Origin of the sequence: Ellagibacter sp. (genome assembly GCF_048412355.1) — a bacterium.
Lineage (GTDB): Bacteria > Actinomycetota > Coriobacteriia > Coriobacteriales > Eggerthellaceae > Ellagibacter.
Genome location: NZ_DBFSAP010000057.1, coordinates 41,709 through 56,273, shown reverse-complemented (window position 1 = coordinate 56,273; position 14,565 = coordinate 41,709). Strand labels below are relative to the sequence as shown.

15 protein-coding genes are annotated in these 14,565 nt (G+C 61.4%); 5 read left to right on the top strand and 10 right to left on the bottom strand.

The features are described 5' to 3' along the window. Together aroQ and ACMRQN_RS09570 are read left to right on the top strand one after the other, a co-directional pair. The coding region (gene aroQ, locus ACMRQN_RS09575) for a type II 3-dehydroquinate dehydratase (RefSeq protein WP_418734792.1) at nt 1–495 on the top strand (495 nt) is incomplete at its 5' end. A gap of 58 nt (nt 496–553) precedes the next feature. Continuing rightward, nucleotides 554–1,687 carry a M24 family metallopeptidase gene (locus ACMRQN_RS09570; protein WP_418734791.1) on the top strand — a complete coding sequence of 378 codons (1,134 nt, stop codon included), beginning with the start codon at nt 554–556 and terminating at the stop codon, nt 1,685–1,687. 119 nt (nt 1,688–1,806) lie between these two features. Here the strand turns inward: ACMRQN_RS09570 and efp are convergent, their stop codons facing one another. The 3 genes from efp to ACMRQN_RS09555 all read right to left on the bottom strand — a co-directional run bounded on the left by efp (nt 1,807) and on the right by ACMRQN_RS09555 (nt 4,428). Beyond that, a complete protein-coding gene (gene efp / locus ACMRQN_RS09565) occupies nt 1,807–2,367 on the bottom strand; it encodes an elongation factor P (protein ID WP_158050224.1) in 561 nt (186 codons plus the stop codon). Nucleotides 2,368–2,728: 361 nt separating this feature from the next. After that, nucleotides 2,729–3,121, bottom strand: coding sequence for a hypothetical protein (locus tag ACMRQN_RS09560; protein WP_418734790.1), 393 nt, complete (start codon nt 3,119–3,121; stop codon nt 2,729–2,731). Continuing rightward, nucleotides 3,118–4,428: a DNA repair protein gene (locus ACMRQN_RS09555; protein ID WP_418734789.1), complete on the bottom strand. Its 1,311-nt coding sequence runs from the start codon at nt 4,426–4,428 to the stop codon at nt 3,118–3,120. The genes ACMRQN_RS09560 and ACMRQN_RS09555 overlap by 4 nt, the downstream gene beginning before the upstream one ends. A gap of 84 nt (nt 4,429–4,512) precedes the next feature. Between ACMRQN_RS09555 and ACMRQN_RS09550 the strand changes: the two genes are divergently transcribed. Continuing rightward, a complete protein-coding gene (locus ACMRQN_RS09550; RefSeq protein ID WP_418734788.1) occupies nt 4,513–4,815 on the top strand; it encodes a hypothetical protein in 303 nt (100 codons plus the stop codon). Nucleotides 4,816–4,824: 9 nt separating this feature from the next. On the opposite strand, the gene ACMRQN_RS09545 is transcribed toward ACMRQN_RS09550, so the two are convergent. The 7 genes from ACMRQN_RS09545 to sufC all read right to left on the bottom strand — a co-directional run bounded on the left by ACMRQN_RS09545 (nt 4,825) and on the right by sufC (nt 12,296). Next, nucleotides 4,825–5,439, bottom strand: a complete 615-nt coding sequence (locus ACMRQN_RS09545; protein ID WP_418734787.1) for a TIGR04100 family radical SAM protein — start codon at nt 5,437–5,439, stop codon at nt 4,825–4,827. A gap of 403 nt (nt 5,440–5,842) precedes the next feature. Beyond that, the gene (locus ACMRQN_RS09540; RefSeq protein ID WP_418734786.1) at nt 5,843–6,835 is read right to left on the bottom strand and encodes a bile acid:sodium symporter family protein; all 993 of its coding nucleotides are present in this window, start codon (nt 6,833–6,835) and stop codon (nt 5,843–5,845) included. A gap of 206 nt (nt 6,836–7,041) precedes the next feature. Next, nucleotides 7,042–7,461, bottom strand: coding sequence for a Fe-S cluster assembly sulfur transfer protein SufU (gene sufU / locus ACMRQN_RS09535; protein ID WP_297149010.1), 420 nt, complete (start codon nt 7,459–7,461; stop codon nt 7,042–7,044). Beyond that, nucleotides 7,454–8,809 carry an aminotransferase class V-fold PLP-dependent enzyme gene (locus ACMRQN_RS09530; RefSeq protein ID WP_418734785.1) on the bottom strand — a complete coding sequence of 452 codons (1,356 nt, stop codon included), beginning with the start codon at nt 8,807–8,809 and terminating at the stop codon, nt 7,454–7,456. Before ACMRQN_RS09530 ends, sufU begins: the two co-directional genes overlap by 8 nt. Nucleotide 8,810: 1 nt before the next feature. Then, the gene (locus tag ACMRQN_RS09525) at nt 8,811–10,091 is read right to left on the bottom strand and encodes a SufB/SufD family protein (RefSeq protein ID WP_418734784.1); all 1,281 of its coding nucleotides are present in this window, start codon (nt 10,089–10,091) and stop codon (nt 8,811–8,813) included. Then, entirely contained in the window at nt 10,091–11,503 is a 1,413-nt protein-coding gene (sufB, locus tag ACMRQN_RS09520) for a Fe-S cluster assembly protein SufB (RefSeq protein WP_418734783.1), read from the bottom strand. The genes ACMRQN_RS09525 and sufB overlap by 1 nt, the downstream gene beginning before the upstream one ends. Before the next feature lie 13 nt (nt 11,504–11,516). Beyond that, a complete protein-coding gene (gene sufC, locus ACMRQN_RS09515; protein WP_418734782.1) occupies nt 11,517–12,296 on the bottom strand; it encodes a Fe-S cluster assembly ATPase SufC in 780 nt (259 codons plus the stop codon). A gap of 182 nt (nt 12,297–12,478) precedes the next feature. Between sufC and ACMRQN_RS09510 the strand changes: the two genes are divergently transcribed. Then, nucleotides 12,479–12,922 (top strand): RrF2 family transcriptional regulator, encoded by a 444-nt coding sequence (locus ACMRQN_RS09510; RefSeq protein ID WP_276996473.1) that lies wholly within the window; start codon nt 12,479–12,481, stop codon nt 12,920–12,922. Between the two features lie 159 nt (nt 12,923–13,081). Next, nucleotides 13,082–14,143, top strand: a complete 1,062-nt coding sequence (locus ACMRQN_RS09505) for a hypothetical protein (protein WP_418734781.1) — start codon at nt 13,082–13,084, stop codon at nt 14,141–14,143. Nucleotides 14,144–14,565: the final 422 nt, after the last annotated feature.

The following is a 14,565-nucleotide window of genomic DNA, read 5'->3' as shown; positions in this document are numbered from 1 at the left end:
AAGATTCTTCTGGTGAATGGGCCGAACTTGGATATGCTGGGCGTTCGCGAACCTGCGGTATATGGCAGCAATACGCTTGTTGACCTCGAAAAACTTGTGGTCGATTACGGTGCTTCCAAGGGCGTCTCCGTTGAGTGCTATCAATCGAACCATGAGGGCTGCCTCATCGATAAGATCCACGAGGCGCATACGGCCTACGATGGTATCGTCTACAACCCCGGCGCCCACACGCACTATTCCTACGCGCTGCGCGACGCGGTGGGCGGCATCGACACGCCCTGCGTTGAGGTGCATATCTCCGACGTCGATGCGCGCGAGGCGTTCCGCCATATCTCGGTCATCGCGCCGGCGTGCGTGGCGCAGGTGAAGGGGCGTGGGTTCAAAGGCTATTGCGACGCCATCGATATCCTGCTTGAGGGTCCGCGCGAGCGGCTTGGGGAAGGGTTCGAAGAGCGCTATCCTACGGGTGAGGTTATCGCCGCGTCGTTAAAATAGGGAACAAACGATGAAGGGCGCCTTTGCGGGCGTCTCTTTTTATTGGAGGCTTTGCATTATGGGAAACATAAGCTTGAACAGGATAAACAAGCTTCGTGAAGCGTGCGCCGACGCGGAGATCGACGCATTTTTCGTACGCGAGACGTCGAACGTCCAGTGGCTTTCGGCTTTCGACGGCGTGTTCGACGAGGAGGGCGCGCATGCGATGCTCGTCACGCCCGACGGTGCGACGCTGCATACTGACTCGCGCTATTCCGAAGCTTGCAAGAAAGCGGCAGGCATTCATGGCGGTGTGGTGGAGGTGAACGACGAGCGTGTTTCGCATGCGAAGTTCGCAGCGGCCGCACTCGGCGGTGAGTGCAAATCCGCGGGAAGCAAATCGTGCTCGCTCGGTGTCGAGGACTCGATCGCGCTTTCGGGCTTCCGCTCGCTCGAGCGCGCTTTCTCCGAATCGCATTCCGATGTGCAGCTGCGCGAGACGTCGAACTTCATCGTGGGTCTTCGAGGTGTGAAGGATGCGGACGAGATTGCTCGTATGAAGGCGGCGCAAGCCATCACTGACGCGGCGTTTTCCCATATCATCACTTTCATGAAGCCTGGTATGACCGAGCGCGAGGTGCAGATTGAGCTGGAAGATTTCATGGTTCGTCATGGGGCCGAGGGCCTGGCGTTCCCTTCGATCGTGGCGTGCGGTGCGAACGGTGCAAGTCCCCATTCTGTCCCAGGTGCTGCGAAGCTCGAAGCGGGGCAGTGCGTTGTCATGGACTTTGGCGCACGGGCGCAGGGGTATTGCTCCGACATGACGCGCACGGTGTTCCTCGGCGAGCCGTCGGAGCGCCTTCGCGCGGGCTATGCGGCGATCCGCGATGCAAATGAGCAGGTGGAGGCTGTGCTTCGTCCAGGAATGACGGGCAAGGAAGCGCACGAGCTGGCAGAGCACGTGCTTGCCGAGCACGGCTTCGCGGGCAAGATGGGCCACAGCTTGGGGCATGGTGTCGGGATTGACATCCACGAGGAGCCGCTGCTTTCGCCTCGCAACGGTGCGCCGCTCGCGCTCGGCAACGTCGTCACGGTGGAGCCTGGTGTCTATCTGGCAGGCGACTTCGGCATGCGTCTGGAAGATTTCGGCGTGATCACCGAAAACGGCTACGAGGTGTTCACCCAATCAACGCACGAGATGATCGTGCTGTAAGGCTGATTCTGCCGCGCGTCTTTGGCACACGCGCCGTTACCACAGCTGCCACATAACAAGAAAGCCCGACAGTGTTCAAGCTGTCGGGCTTTCTAGAAAATACGTTCGCTTGCTTTAAGCTACATGCGCTTGATGAAGCGGCCGTCGCGGGTGTCCACCTGCAGGACGTCGCCGATGTTCACGAACATCGGGACCTGGATGGTGGCGCCGGTCTCGAGCGTTGCGGGCTTGGTGGAACCCTGCACTGTGTCGCCCTTGAAGCCCGGCTCGGTCTCGGTCACTTCGAGCTCGACGAACATCTGAGGCTCGATGGAGATGAGCTCCTCGCCAGCGTACAGCAGGCTGACCTCGTCGTTTTCCTTGAGCCACTTGGCCTGATCGCCCACGGTCTCCGCGGAGATGGGCATCTGCTCGAAGGTGACGGGGTCCATGAAGTTGAAGTCGGCGCCGTCGTTGTAGAGGTACTGCATCTTCTTGGTCTCCAGGCGCACGGAGTCGAACTTCGTGCCGGAGTTGAAGGTGTAGTCGACCACGCGGCCGGTCTTGATGTCGCGAAGCTTGGTGCGCACGAATGCGCCGCCCTTGCCCGGCTTCACGTGCTGGAATTCAGCGATCGTCCAAAGCTTGTTGTTGTACTCGATGCACATGCCGTTCTTGAAATCGGCGGTAGAGATTGCCATCTTTGCCAGTTCCTCCCACTATACTTTGCACACACGGCCGCAGAGCGCGAACCGCGCGCGTTGGCTCTAACCGCCCCATTATACTCGCGCGCCACTGTGCTCCTGCGAAAATCAGCTCACCTGCAGAAAAATCAAACAGTGGGTTGGCATTAGCTGGCGTGGGGCGTTGGCGCGAAGGCTGCACCCCACGCCAGCTTGCGCATGGTGTGTGCCAGCGAGAGTTCGACGGGGAGCCGTTACGAGGTTGCTGCAAGCGAGGTGGTGAGCTCAGCGTCCCGAAATCGCCGAGCTGCATGGCGCAGGCTGGCGCGCTCGCGCTCGCGGCTTGACGTGCGCCGGCGAGCGTATGGGCAGCGCGACACTACCTCGCGGGTTCCTGGGAGTCCCTTACGATTTCGTCGTAGCCTTTGAGCGCGGCGAATGGCATGAACTGTCTGCCTCGATCGTCGCCGGGGACGGCAGTGTGGACGCCCTCCTCGGCTACCCTTCGTGCGATGTCGTCGAGTACGCGTTTGCGATAGGCGCGCTCATCGGCGGATATGCCGGCCCAGATATTGGGCGAGGGAATTCCCGCCGCTTGGATTGCTGCTTGGAGCGCCGCCCGTCTTGCCGTCTGGCCCGCCGCCTGGCTTGTCGCTCGCATCGCCGACTCGCGCGTCGCCCGACCTGACGTCCTGTTCTCGTCCCGACTTGTCGATCCGCTTACCGCCCAGCTCTCTGCCCGACGCTCGTCGCTCGAAGTCGCTCTCATCATGCGCGATGGCCTCCAATCTGCAGGTTCCTCTCCCGTGCGTTGGCCTCGGGAAGTAGACTCGTGCCCGCGAGTACCGCGTTCTTTCCAAACCGCTCCCGTACGGCCACCATCGTCTGGGCAAGGGCGGCCTCTCTGGCTTCTTTTCCCTGTTCACCAAAGAGAGATGGCTGCACGCTGTCCTTCTCGACGAGATCTTCGAGCGAGATGTTCACGCGCCTTATGGCGAGCGAGGGGCTGACGTGCTCCTCATAGAGCGCGAGCAGTGCGCTTCTCACCTGCGATGCGGAGTCGGTCGGCTGCGGAAGCTTCGCGCTGCCGCCCGCACCCATGAAAGGCGCCCGTCCGCCGCCCCACGCGTGATGGTTGAAGTTCGACGCCGAGTAGCCGACGTAGAGGCCGACGCCCGTTGCGGCGAGCCCCTTCTCGGTGAGCTCCAGACACGACGCGAGCGTCATCTCGCGGATGAGCGTCCGCGCCTCGCTGAAGCCGTAGTCGCGCATGAGCACCTGCCCGTTCGAGATGGAATGTCCGCGCCGCTTGTAGTTCCTGGCCTGGGAAATCGTGCAAGGTTCCTGTCCCCATGCGTGGTCGAGCAGGAACAGCCCGTTCTTACCGAACTCCTTCACGATCGATTTTTGCGGCAGGGCGCATATGCCCGCGAGGTCGAAGACGCCGCGCCGCTCGAGCCGTCGCGCGATGCCGGGGCCGATTCCCCAGATGTCGGTGATGGGGCGGTGGAACCAAATCTCGCGCTTCCACGAGTCGTCGTCGAGCACGCCGATGCCGTCGGGGGCGTGCTTGGCGCACACGTCGAGCGCCACCTTCGCCATGAGGAGGTTCGGGCCGATGCCCGCCGTGGCTGTGACGCCGGCGCACTCGAAGGCCGCATTCATGAGCATCTTTGCGAATGATTTCGCGTCCATGCCGTAGAGCTTCAGGTACGGTGTTGCGTCGATAAACGACTCGTCGATCGAGTACACGTGCATGTCATCGGGGGAGACATAGCGTTGATAGGCGCCTACGATGTTGGCGGACACCTCCATGTAGCGGCTCATACGCGGCATGGCGCAGGTGAACTCGATGCCATCGGGGATGTCGCCGAGGCGGCAGCGGTTCTTCACACCCCGTGCCTTCAAGGCGGGCGTGATGGCAAGGCAGATGGTGTTGGCGCTGCGGGTGGGGTCGGCTACCACGAGGTTTGTGGTGAAGGGGTCAAGCCCGCGGTCGGCGCATTCGACCGATGCGTAGAATGACTTCAAGTCGATGCACAAATAGGTTCTTTCCTCGCTCTTCGAACTGCCGTCCAAGGCGCCTCCTTCAATCTCCATAGTCTGTTCGCTGTTAAATTTCGAACCCATGTTCGATAATAACAGACTATGCAAGAGGATTGGGTGAAAGATGGGGAAGGGCGGCGACGGCGGGCGCATAAGCGCTATGTCGACGTGTTCATGCGCCTTACCGATGAGGGGAGATTCGATCCTCTTATCGTCATGTGGCCTGATGGGCGAGCGTTTCCAATTTCCGAAGTGCTCGACCGGGGGAGCTTCGGCCCTGCGTATCGCGGCGTGTCGACCGCGCGTTATCGGGTGCGCGTCGGGAGCCATGTGACCAATCTTTTCCTCGAGCGGCACGTGTTCGACGCGACGCTTGGTAAGCCGCCCGTCGTGCGATGGTGGGTGGAGGCGTACGGGTGAGGACGCTTGTTATCCCGCCCAGGCGCGGATGCGGTAGCGCACGCCGAGCTTTTCGCAGATGGCGCGGCACTTCTCCTCGTCCTCGTGCGAGATGGTGGTCTCGACGGTGGTCATGACCACGTTGGGCACGTAGCGCTTGACCTCACGCGCGAAATCCACTACGGCGTCGAACGACTTCTCACCGAACGAGCTACGCACGATCTCCTGGTACGTTTTCGCGTCGGGAGCGTTCAGGCTGATAGACACCGTATCGATGATTCCCTCAAACTCCGGCGCGATGTCTCGTCCGCAGATGAGCGACCCCAAGCCGTTGGTGTTCACGCGCGTGGGCAGCCCGAACGTCTCCTTCACGTAGTGCGCGACGCGCATGAGCATGTCCCATGCCTCGGTTGGCTCGCCGAAGCCGCAGAACACGACTTCGGCGAACTGGCTCATGTCGAATGCATCGAACGCTGCGACTGCCTCCTCGTATGTCGGCTCGTGCGAAAGCCAGAGGCTCTCCGCCTCGCCGACGCTGTCGGAAAGTCCGCGCACGCAGAAGGTGCACGCGCATGAGCAGCGGTTAGTCAGGTTCACGTACAGCCCATGGTGCACGCGGTAGAGAATCGTCATGTCCTTGTTCACGGTGGTGCTTCTTTCGGACGCTCTTGTTGTTCCCGCCTACTCTAGCGCAACCACCCTTTGGGAGTAGGGGAAAGTCGCGAGAGGCCTGCTTCCGCGCGGTGAGGAAGGCTGTCGACAGCTAAATTATCAAGTCTTGTCCGAAAGGGAACGAGAAGCTTGTCGGGGTGGCGGCGGGCACATTGTCGACGCGCCGGCCAGCTCCATATCTGTGCGCAAATTTGCAATCGACCGCGAGGCGCGTTCCCTGTTGCGGGGAATGGCGACAATCATTGTGAAGTTGAGCTGGACGGCTGGCAACAAGATTGATGAATAAAAAACGCCGGCAGCCCAACGGTTGCCGGCGTTTGTGACTGAGTCGTTGGGTGACGCTTTCTGGAATCACCCTCATATGAGGCGGCTCCCCTTACGCCTTTGCGCCAGAAGCGGCCTTCTTCGGGGAGGGCGCTTCTTCCTTGGCATCGCCCGCGGTGCGAGCGAGAATGTTCGCGTAAATCGCGCCGGAGATGTTATGCCACACGCTGAACACAGCGCCAGGCACGGCGGCAAGCGGCATGGTGGCGAAGTGCATGGTCGCGAGCGAAGTTGCAAGACCGGAATTCTGCATGCCAACCTCGATGGACAAGGTGCGCATCTGCGCCTTTGACAGGCCGAGGACGCGGCCAACCCCATAGCCGAGCGCATAACCGCACACGTTGTGCAGCATGACGACCACGATGATCAGCCAGCCGACCGTCATGAGCTTCGCGGCGTTAGCGGACACGACTGCCATGATGATGAGGGAAATCGCGATAACGGACACGAGCGGGAGCACCTTCGAGCAGGCTTGCGCGACCTTGGAGGCCACGGCGTTGATAACGAAGCCCAAGGCGATCGGCACGAGCACGACCTGGACGATGGACATGAGCATGCTCACGTAGGACACATCGACCGCCTGGCCGGCGAGCAACAGCACGAGTGCCGGGGTGACGACAGGCGCCATGATGGTCGTGCACGCGGTCATGCCGACGGAAAGCGCGACGTCGCCCTTGGACAGGTACGTCATGACGTTGGAGGACGTACCGCCTGGGCAGCAGCCGACGAGCATGACGCCCACAGCGAGCTCGGTGGGCAGCTGGAAGACCAGGCAGAGCACCCACGCGATGAGCGGCATGATGATGAATTGCGACAGGATACCGGTGATCACAGCCTTCGGCTTGGTGAACACCACTTTAAAGTCGGAGAGCTTGAGCGTCATGCCCATGCCGAACATAACGATGCCGAGGAGAGGGTTCACCCAGCTTGTAGGTAGGATCGCATGAACCGGTTCGGGGAGAGCCATCGCGATAATGGCGACCAGCAGTGCAATGATGGCCATCCATTTGCCGGCGAAGTCGCTGATTTTCTCAAGTACCTTCATTTCCAAACCTTTCCTGCGGAAACAAACGAGCCGCACCCGGTTGGGATGCGGCTCGAAACTAGGACAAGGCGGTAGTGTAGTGGTTTGTTGCCTATTTGTTAACTAGGAATTTGGAAAAACTACCCTATTTATTCAATCGGATTTCGCGAAAAGCCCCGCTAGCAGCTTGGGAGCTTCCAACGGGGCTTTGACAGAGATGCCGTTCGCTACTCCCCGATCATCTCGGAAAGGGTGCGCCAACCTAGTTCGGCGCACTTCACACGGGCGGGCATGCGGGAGATGCTCTCGAGCTCGGCCGCCTCGTCGAGGTCCTCGCGCTCGTCCTCGGTGAGCTCTTCGCCCTTCACCATCTTCAGGAACAGCCCGCACAAACGGCGCGCCTCCTCGACGGTCTCGCCCGTCACGAGATCGGCCATCATGTCGGCGGAAGCTTGTGACACGGCGCATCCATGGCCCGTGAACGCGGCCTCCTCGATCACGCCGTTTTCCACGCGCAGCTTCAAGACCAGCTCATCGCCGCAGCTGGGGTTCACGCCCTCGTGCTCGTCGGTGGCGTTTTCCAGGTCGTATTTGTAATCCGGGTGCGCATTGTGCTCCATGAGCGCCGCGGTGTAGATGTTACCCATTGAAAGTACTCCAAACGTTCTTCAGGCCGGCGATCAGCTTGTCCACGTCGCCCTTGTCGTTGTAGAAGGCGAGGCTCGCGCGGCAGCATGCCAGATTCTCCACGCCAAGCCAGGTGAGCAGGGGCTGTGCGCAGTGATGACCTGCACGGATGGCCACCTGGTCCATGTCGAGGATGCTCGCCACGTCGTGCGGGTGAATGCCGCGCACGTTGAAGCTGATGACCCCATGGTGATCTTCGGGGCGCGGGCTGCCGATGATGTCGATGTAGGGCAGCTGTGCCATTTCCTCCATGCAGTATTTCACGAGCGCCTTTTCGCGAGCGCCGATCACGTCGAGCCCGACCGACTCAACGTATGCGATCGCTGCGGCCGTGGCGTAGATTCCCGCCGCGTCCTGCGTGCCGGCCTCGAACTTCTCGGGGACGGGTGCCCAGGTGGCGTCCTGCTCGGTGACGGAATCGATCATCTCGCCGCCGGTCAGGAAAGGCGGCATAGCGCGCAACAGCTCGTCTTTGCCCCACAGCACGCCCATGCCGAAGGGGCCGAAGATCTTGTGGGCGGAAAGCGCGAAGAAGTCGGCGCCAAGCTCTTCCACGTTCACGGGAATGTGCGGCGTGGACTGCGCGCCGTCGATGACGAAGTAGCCGCCCTGCTCATGGACGCGACGTCCCAGCTCGGCAACGGGGTTTTCCACGCCGAGCACGTTGGAGACATGCACGACGGAGAGGATCTTCGTCTTCGGTCCGATCTTTTTGTCCATCTCCTCCGGCTGGATGATGCCGTTCTCGTCGGGGTAGAGGTAGACGAGCTTCGCGCCTGCGTCGCGGCACGCCTGCTGCCAGGGGATGAGGTTCGAATGGTGCTCCATGATGGTGATGCACACCTCGTCGCCAGGCTTGAGCACGGTGGGGGCGAAGGCCTTCGCCACGATGTTGAGCGATTCGGACGCGTTGCGCGTGAGCACGATGTCGTGCCAGTCGGGCGCGCCGATGAACTTGGCGACGCGATGGCGCGCCACCTCGATGGCCTCGGTGGCCTCGACCGATAGGCGGTACAGGCCGCGAAGCGCGTTCGCGTTCATCTCCTCGTAGAAGCGGCGCTGCGCATCGAGCACGGTCTTGGGTCGCTGCGCAGTGGCGGCGCTGTCCAAAAACGCCAGGTCAGGATGGTTCGCCAGAAGCGGGAAGTCGCGCTTGTAGGGGTTCTCCGCGATGTTGGCGGCGCATACGATGTCGCTCGCCGTGGCGGAGGTTGCGGCTGCGTGCGCCGCGTCGGCGATCGCGCATGCGGTGGTGTCGCTGGCTGCTTGCTCGGCGGCGCGTGCGATAAGGGAATCGGTCTGGCTCATGTTACATCGCCTCTTCGTCTGCGCCCACGAGCTCGAAGGGCACGTTCAGTTCTGCGGCAAGGCGCGCAACCGAGGCACGCACTTGGGCGTCCGGCGCGTTGATGGCCGCTTCCTCAAGGGTTGCGTTCGCGAACAGCCGCTCGGCAGCTTCCTGGGAAATGCCGCGTGTCATCAGGTAGTTCATCTGCTCGGGACGCACGTGGCCGATCGTGGCCCCGTGGTTGCCCGCCACGTCGTCCTCGTCGCACAGGATGGTGGGGATGGTCTTGTTGACCACTTTCTCGTCGGCGAGGAGCACCGTCTCGCGCTCGGTGCCTTCCGCGCCCTTGCAGCCGTGCACCAAATCGATCGTGCCGCGCAGCACCTTGCGGGACCTGTCGGCCAAAACGCCGTTGGCGTCGAGGTTGCAGGTGGTCTTCTTGCCGCGATGCCGCACGATATAGTTGAAATCGCGGCGCTCGTCGCCGTGTCCCAGGTAGCGCGTGCGGATGGTGGCGTCTGCACGGTCTCCACGCAGGTCGCAGGCGAGTCCGGTGTAGGACTGCCCAGCGCCGAGCACGCGGTGGTCGACCTGGATGCGCGCATCCTCGCAGGCGATGTATCCCTCGCCGTCGAGGGCGATCCAGCCTTGCCCGAGCGTGTGGATGGTCGCCACGTTCACCCGTGCGTTCTTGCCGGCGAACACGCGGGCGTACAGGCCGATGATGCCTGCGCCGGCGTCGGGGGAGTCGAACGCGACGTTGAGCGTGATGGTGGAGTTCTCCGCCGCCACGATGTCGACGCAGGCCACGTTCGCCTTGCCGTTGATGCCGTTGATGCGGATGGTGGCGCGCTCCGTGGTGCCCGCCTTGGTGGCAAGCACGATGCGGCCCTCACGGGCTCCGCCGACTTCCTCCAGATAGGCTGTGGCCTCATCGCCCAAGGCGCACTCGAAGGTGCCGGCGATGCTCTGCGCCATCTCTTCCTCCACGGCGCGCTTCTCGAACACGGAGAGCGCGGGGATGTCCAGGTCGTGAGGGTCGACGTCGGGACGGACCGCCTGCAGGATGGCACGCGAATCGGGCGCGGCCTTCGCGTTCGCAGCGTCGAGCTCGGCCTGGGCGGCTGCCACCGCCGTATCGAAGGCGTCCTGCGCGCCGAGGAGCGCCTCGTCGGCCTCGACCACGGCAGATCGCGCGGCCAGAAGCCCTTCGGGCACGTCGACGGTCGTCTCGTTCATATACAGCTGATGCCACGTCGCTGCGGGCATCGCGTTCACGTGATTCAAAGTGAGGGCGCTCATTATCCAATCGCCCCTTCCATTTCAAGCTTGATGAGGTTGTTCATTTCCACGGCGTATTCGAGGGGGAGCTCCTTCGAGACCGGGTCGGCGAAGCCGTTCACGATCATCGTGCGTGCCTCTTCCTCGGGAATGCCGCGGCTCATCAGGTAGAACACCTTGTCGTCGCCGATGCGGCCGATGGTCGCCTCGTGGCCCACGTCGACATGCTTGCAGCGGATGTCCATCGCGGGGATGGTGTCGGAGCGGCTGTGGTTGTCCAGCATAAGCGACTGGCACGACACGCTCGCGACCGAGTTCTCCGCGGCGGGGGTCGCCACGACCGAGCTGCGGAACGTCGACACGCCGCCGCCCTTCGAGATCGACTTCGTCTCGATGGCCGCCGTCGTCTCAGGCGCCGCCAGGACGACCTTGCAGCCGGTGTCGAGGTTTTGGCCGGTGCCTGCGAAGGTGATGCCGGTGAAGGTGCAGCGCGACTTGCGCCCCTTCAGAATCGACATCGGGTACAGGTAGCCCACGTGGCTGCCGAAGGAGCCGGAAACCCACTCGATCTGGCCGCCCTCGTCGCACACCGCGCGCTTGGTGTTCAGGTTGTACATGTTCTTCGACCAGTTCTCGATGGTCGAATAGCGCAGCTTGGCGTTCTTGCCCACGAACAGCTCGACCGCGCCCGCGTGCAGGTTTGCCACGTTGTACTTAGGTGCCGAACAGCCCTCGATGAAGTGCAGGTCAGCGCCGTCTTCCACGATGATAAGCGTGTGCTCGAACTGGCCCGCGCCCTTCGCGTTCAGGCGGAAGTAGCTTTGCAGCGGGAAGTCGAGCTTGGTGTCCTTCGGGACGTACACGAAGCTGCCGCCCGACCACACCGCGCCGTGGAGCGCTGCGAACTTATGGTCGGTCGGGGGGATGAGCGTCATGAACTTGTCGTGGATGAGCTCTTCCCACTTCGGGTCGTGCAGCGCCTCCTCGATACCCGAGTACACGATGCCCATGCGCGACGCGGTGTCCTGCATGTTGTGGTACACGAGCTCGGAGTCGTACTGCGCGCCGACGCCGGCCAGGTAGCTGCGCTCGGCCTCGGGGATGCCCAGGCGGTTGAAGGTGTTCTTCACGTCGTCGGGCAGGGAGTCCCAATCGCTTTTCTGGTCGGTGTTGGGCTTGACGTAGGTCACGATGTGGTCCATGTCCAGCCCGGCGATGGAGGGGCCCCAATCAGGGGTTCTGCTCTCGTGGTAAATCTCGAGCGACTTCAAGCGATGCTCGAGCATCCAAGAGGGCTCGTCCTTTTTCGCCGAGATCTCGCGCACGATTTCGGGAGTGAGGCCGGCGTCGAGTTTTTCCGCCGCCTCCTCGCCGTATGAGAAGTCGTAGAGGCTGCGGTCGATGTCCGCGACCTCGGTGCGTTGCTTTGCCATGGTTTGGGCCCCCTTACGCGTCGGCTTCGGGGGTTGCGGCCTGCTCGAAGCGCTCGAAGCCGTGCGCGTCGATGTCGGCGATGAGCTCGGCATCGTCCTCGTGCACCAGATGCCCCTTCACCATGACGTGCACGCGATCGACGTCGACGTGCTCCAAGATGCGGGTATTGTGCGTGATGATGATGAGCGTGCCGTCGCAGGTCTTGCGATATTCCTGGATGCCGCGGGACACGACGCCGAGCGCGTCGACGTCGAGGCCGGAGTCGGTCTCGTCCAAGATGGCCAGCTTCGGCTTGAGAAGCAGAAGCTGCAGCATCTCGAGCTTCTTCTTCTCGCCGCCGGAAAAGCCCACGCCCAGCTCGCGATCGAGATACGCCGTGTCGAAGTCGAGGCTTTTCGCCAGTTCGCGCACGTGCTTGCGGAATTCCTTGCCCTTCATCTTGAAGCCCTCGCGGCCCTCGACGGTGGCGCGCAGGAAGCTCGACAGCGGCACGCCGGGAATCTCGACCGGCGCCTGGAAGCTCAAGAAAAGGCCCGCGCGCGAGCGCTTATCGGGGGAAAGATCCGTAATATCTTGCCCGTCGAAGGTCACGGTGCCCGAAGTTACGCTATACTCAGAATCGCCCATGATTACGTGGCCGAGCGTCGATTTGCCGGCGCCGTTCGGGCCCATCATGACGTGAGTCTCGTGTGCACCGATCGCAAGGTCGATGTCGTGGAGGATGGGTTTGTCGCCTACCGAGGCCGACAGCCCCTGCAGTTTCAGCAGCGGGCTCGTTGCAGTGGTTTCCATGAAATATGCCCCTCTCGTCTGTGCATAATCCTATGAATTTTCTAGGAATAAAATACCGCGACGCGCTAAAATGTCAAGTAATAGATTTCTTTCGCGCTAGAATAAGTATGCGAAATCGAGTCGGCCGCACCCGGGCTTTTCCGAGGGCGAACCGTATCACGAGGGGGAAGTGAGGATAAACGATGCTGGTAACTACGAAGGGGCGCTACGCGATGCGCCTCATGATCCGCATTGCCCAGCAAGGCCCCGACGGGAAGGTTCCCCTGCGCAAAGTGGCCGAAGAGGAAGACATCTCGCTGAAATACCTCGAGCAGGTGGTTCGTCCGCTCATGGCCGCGGGGCTTGTGCGCAGCGTGAGGGGCAAAGGCGGCGGCTACGCGCTTGCCCGCGAGGCGTCCGAAATCCGCGCAGGCGACGTGCTGCGCGCGGCCGAGGGCTCCACGGTGCCCGTGGCGTGCAACGCGCTCGAGGACGACGTGATCGGCTGCCCGCGCAAGGGAGAGTGTACGACGGTGCGTTTCTGGGCGGGGCTTGACCAGGTGATCGAGGAATACGTCGACTCGGCCACGCTTGCTGACTTCCTGGAGTACGCGCCCGAGCCCGGCATGGCCATCGAGGGCTGCTAACGTTTTCTTCCCGCGCCTGCGGGGTCTATCGCGCGGGCCGCGCGGGCTGAGAGATGACGTGGCGGTATGCTTATTCTCGACGCCGCGCAGGGGGATGGCGTCGCCCGGTGCCGCAAGTCTTGTGATGCGCGCTTTCCCCAAACCTGGTAAAGTTCGCGCATGGAAGACATTCTGTGCGACATATCGGCGTTTCGCTTTCATCGAACCCCTCCGCAGGTTCTAATGCTGTGCCCTCCTTACCCCGACAGGGCGACCGATAACAATCGTGCAGGCTTCAGGAGCCATATACTCACCCATGAGATACTCGGTATCCCCGTCCATCTTTTAGCTACTGATCGCAAACGCCGACTGAACAACGTGAGCACGGTGTCGCACCTCGTTACAAACGAGTTGCCATTTGGGTGCATACAGCAAACAGACCTCGGTATTTCAACGGCAAGTCCTCTCTACTCACTATTTAATCTTGCCTCACATGTCGACGAAAACCATCTTGTTATGGCGATGTACGAATTCTGCGGCACGTTTTCGGTATTTCGGCCGAGCCCAGTTGTTGAAGCGCTTCTCGAAAGCATCGACTCTTCCGAGCTGCTTCCCCGGTCATTCGGGTGGCGGCGAGTCAAAAGTTCTTCGGGGAGAAAGACCGACCTTTGGAGACGCGAACCCCTTATCGAGCTGGGCGAATTGGGACAGTTCGCCGACGCCATGAAAAGCGAACGCGGCGGGCGGCGCTTCGCGCGCGCCGCGAAACGCGTGACCGGGGTTACCGCTTCGCCGTTTGAGGTCCAAGCTTCGATGCTCTTCTCGACGCAAAGATGCAAGGGCGGCGAGGGCTTTTCGGGACTCGCCAACAACGAGCGAATTCCGCTTTCGGCAAGCGCAAGGCGCATCTATGGGAAATCGACGTGCTATGCCGACCTGCTGTTCGACGTTCCCAACGGCGCAAGCCCGCTTATCGTCGAATGCCAGGGAAAAGTGGTCCACGACGACTACGATTCGGCGATTTCGGACTCCGACAGGACGACCGCGCTTCAACAAATGGGTTTTACTGTCATGCCGCTTACTTATCGGCAGATATCCGATCAGGCAAACTTTGATACGGTGCGCAGGATGGTTGCAAGGCAAATCGGAGTCGCGTATCGAAGCAAAAGCCCCAAAGAGATTCGCTGCGAGATCGACCTGAGGCGCAACATCTTTATCGATTGGACAACTCTCGGGCGCTAAATTGTGCGCTTTTACTGCATCTGGGCGTTCCTATGCATAAATATGCGCGAAGTGCGTACCTTACTAGCGTGTAAGCTAGTCTGTTGATTTCAGCGATGTGAAATAGCCCAGTTCGTCAGAGTGAAGTCTCTTGGTTTAATGAGAGGGTGCTTCCAAGGGTACGCACTTCGCGCATAATTGCGCACGCGCCCCGAGGCAACGACGTCTCCAGGTTGCTTGTGGCTATGGCGGGAGAGGGGAAGGGCAACTTTGCAAGGTGCTCGCCGGTTCTTGTCCTTTGAAAGTTATGCCACACTTGTGGAATTGACTATCTGTACGCTTGTGCGGGGCTGATTCCCCTATACAATGCAGAAAACGCGCTTTCCCTCGGGAGAGCTGCGCCATAACGCCGCCAATCAAACGCAATCTCAACCATAGAAGGA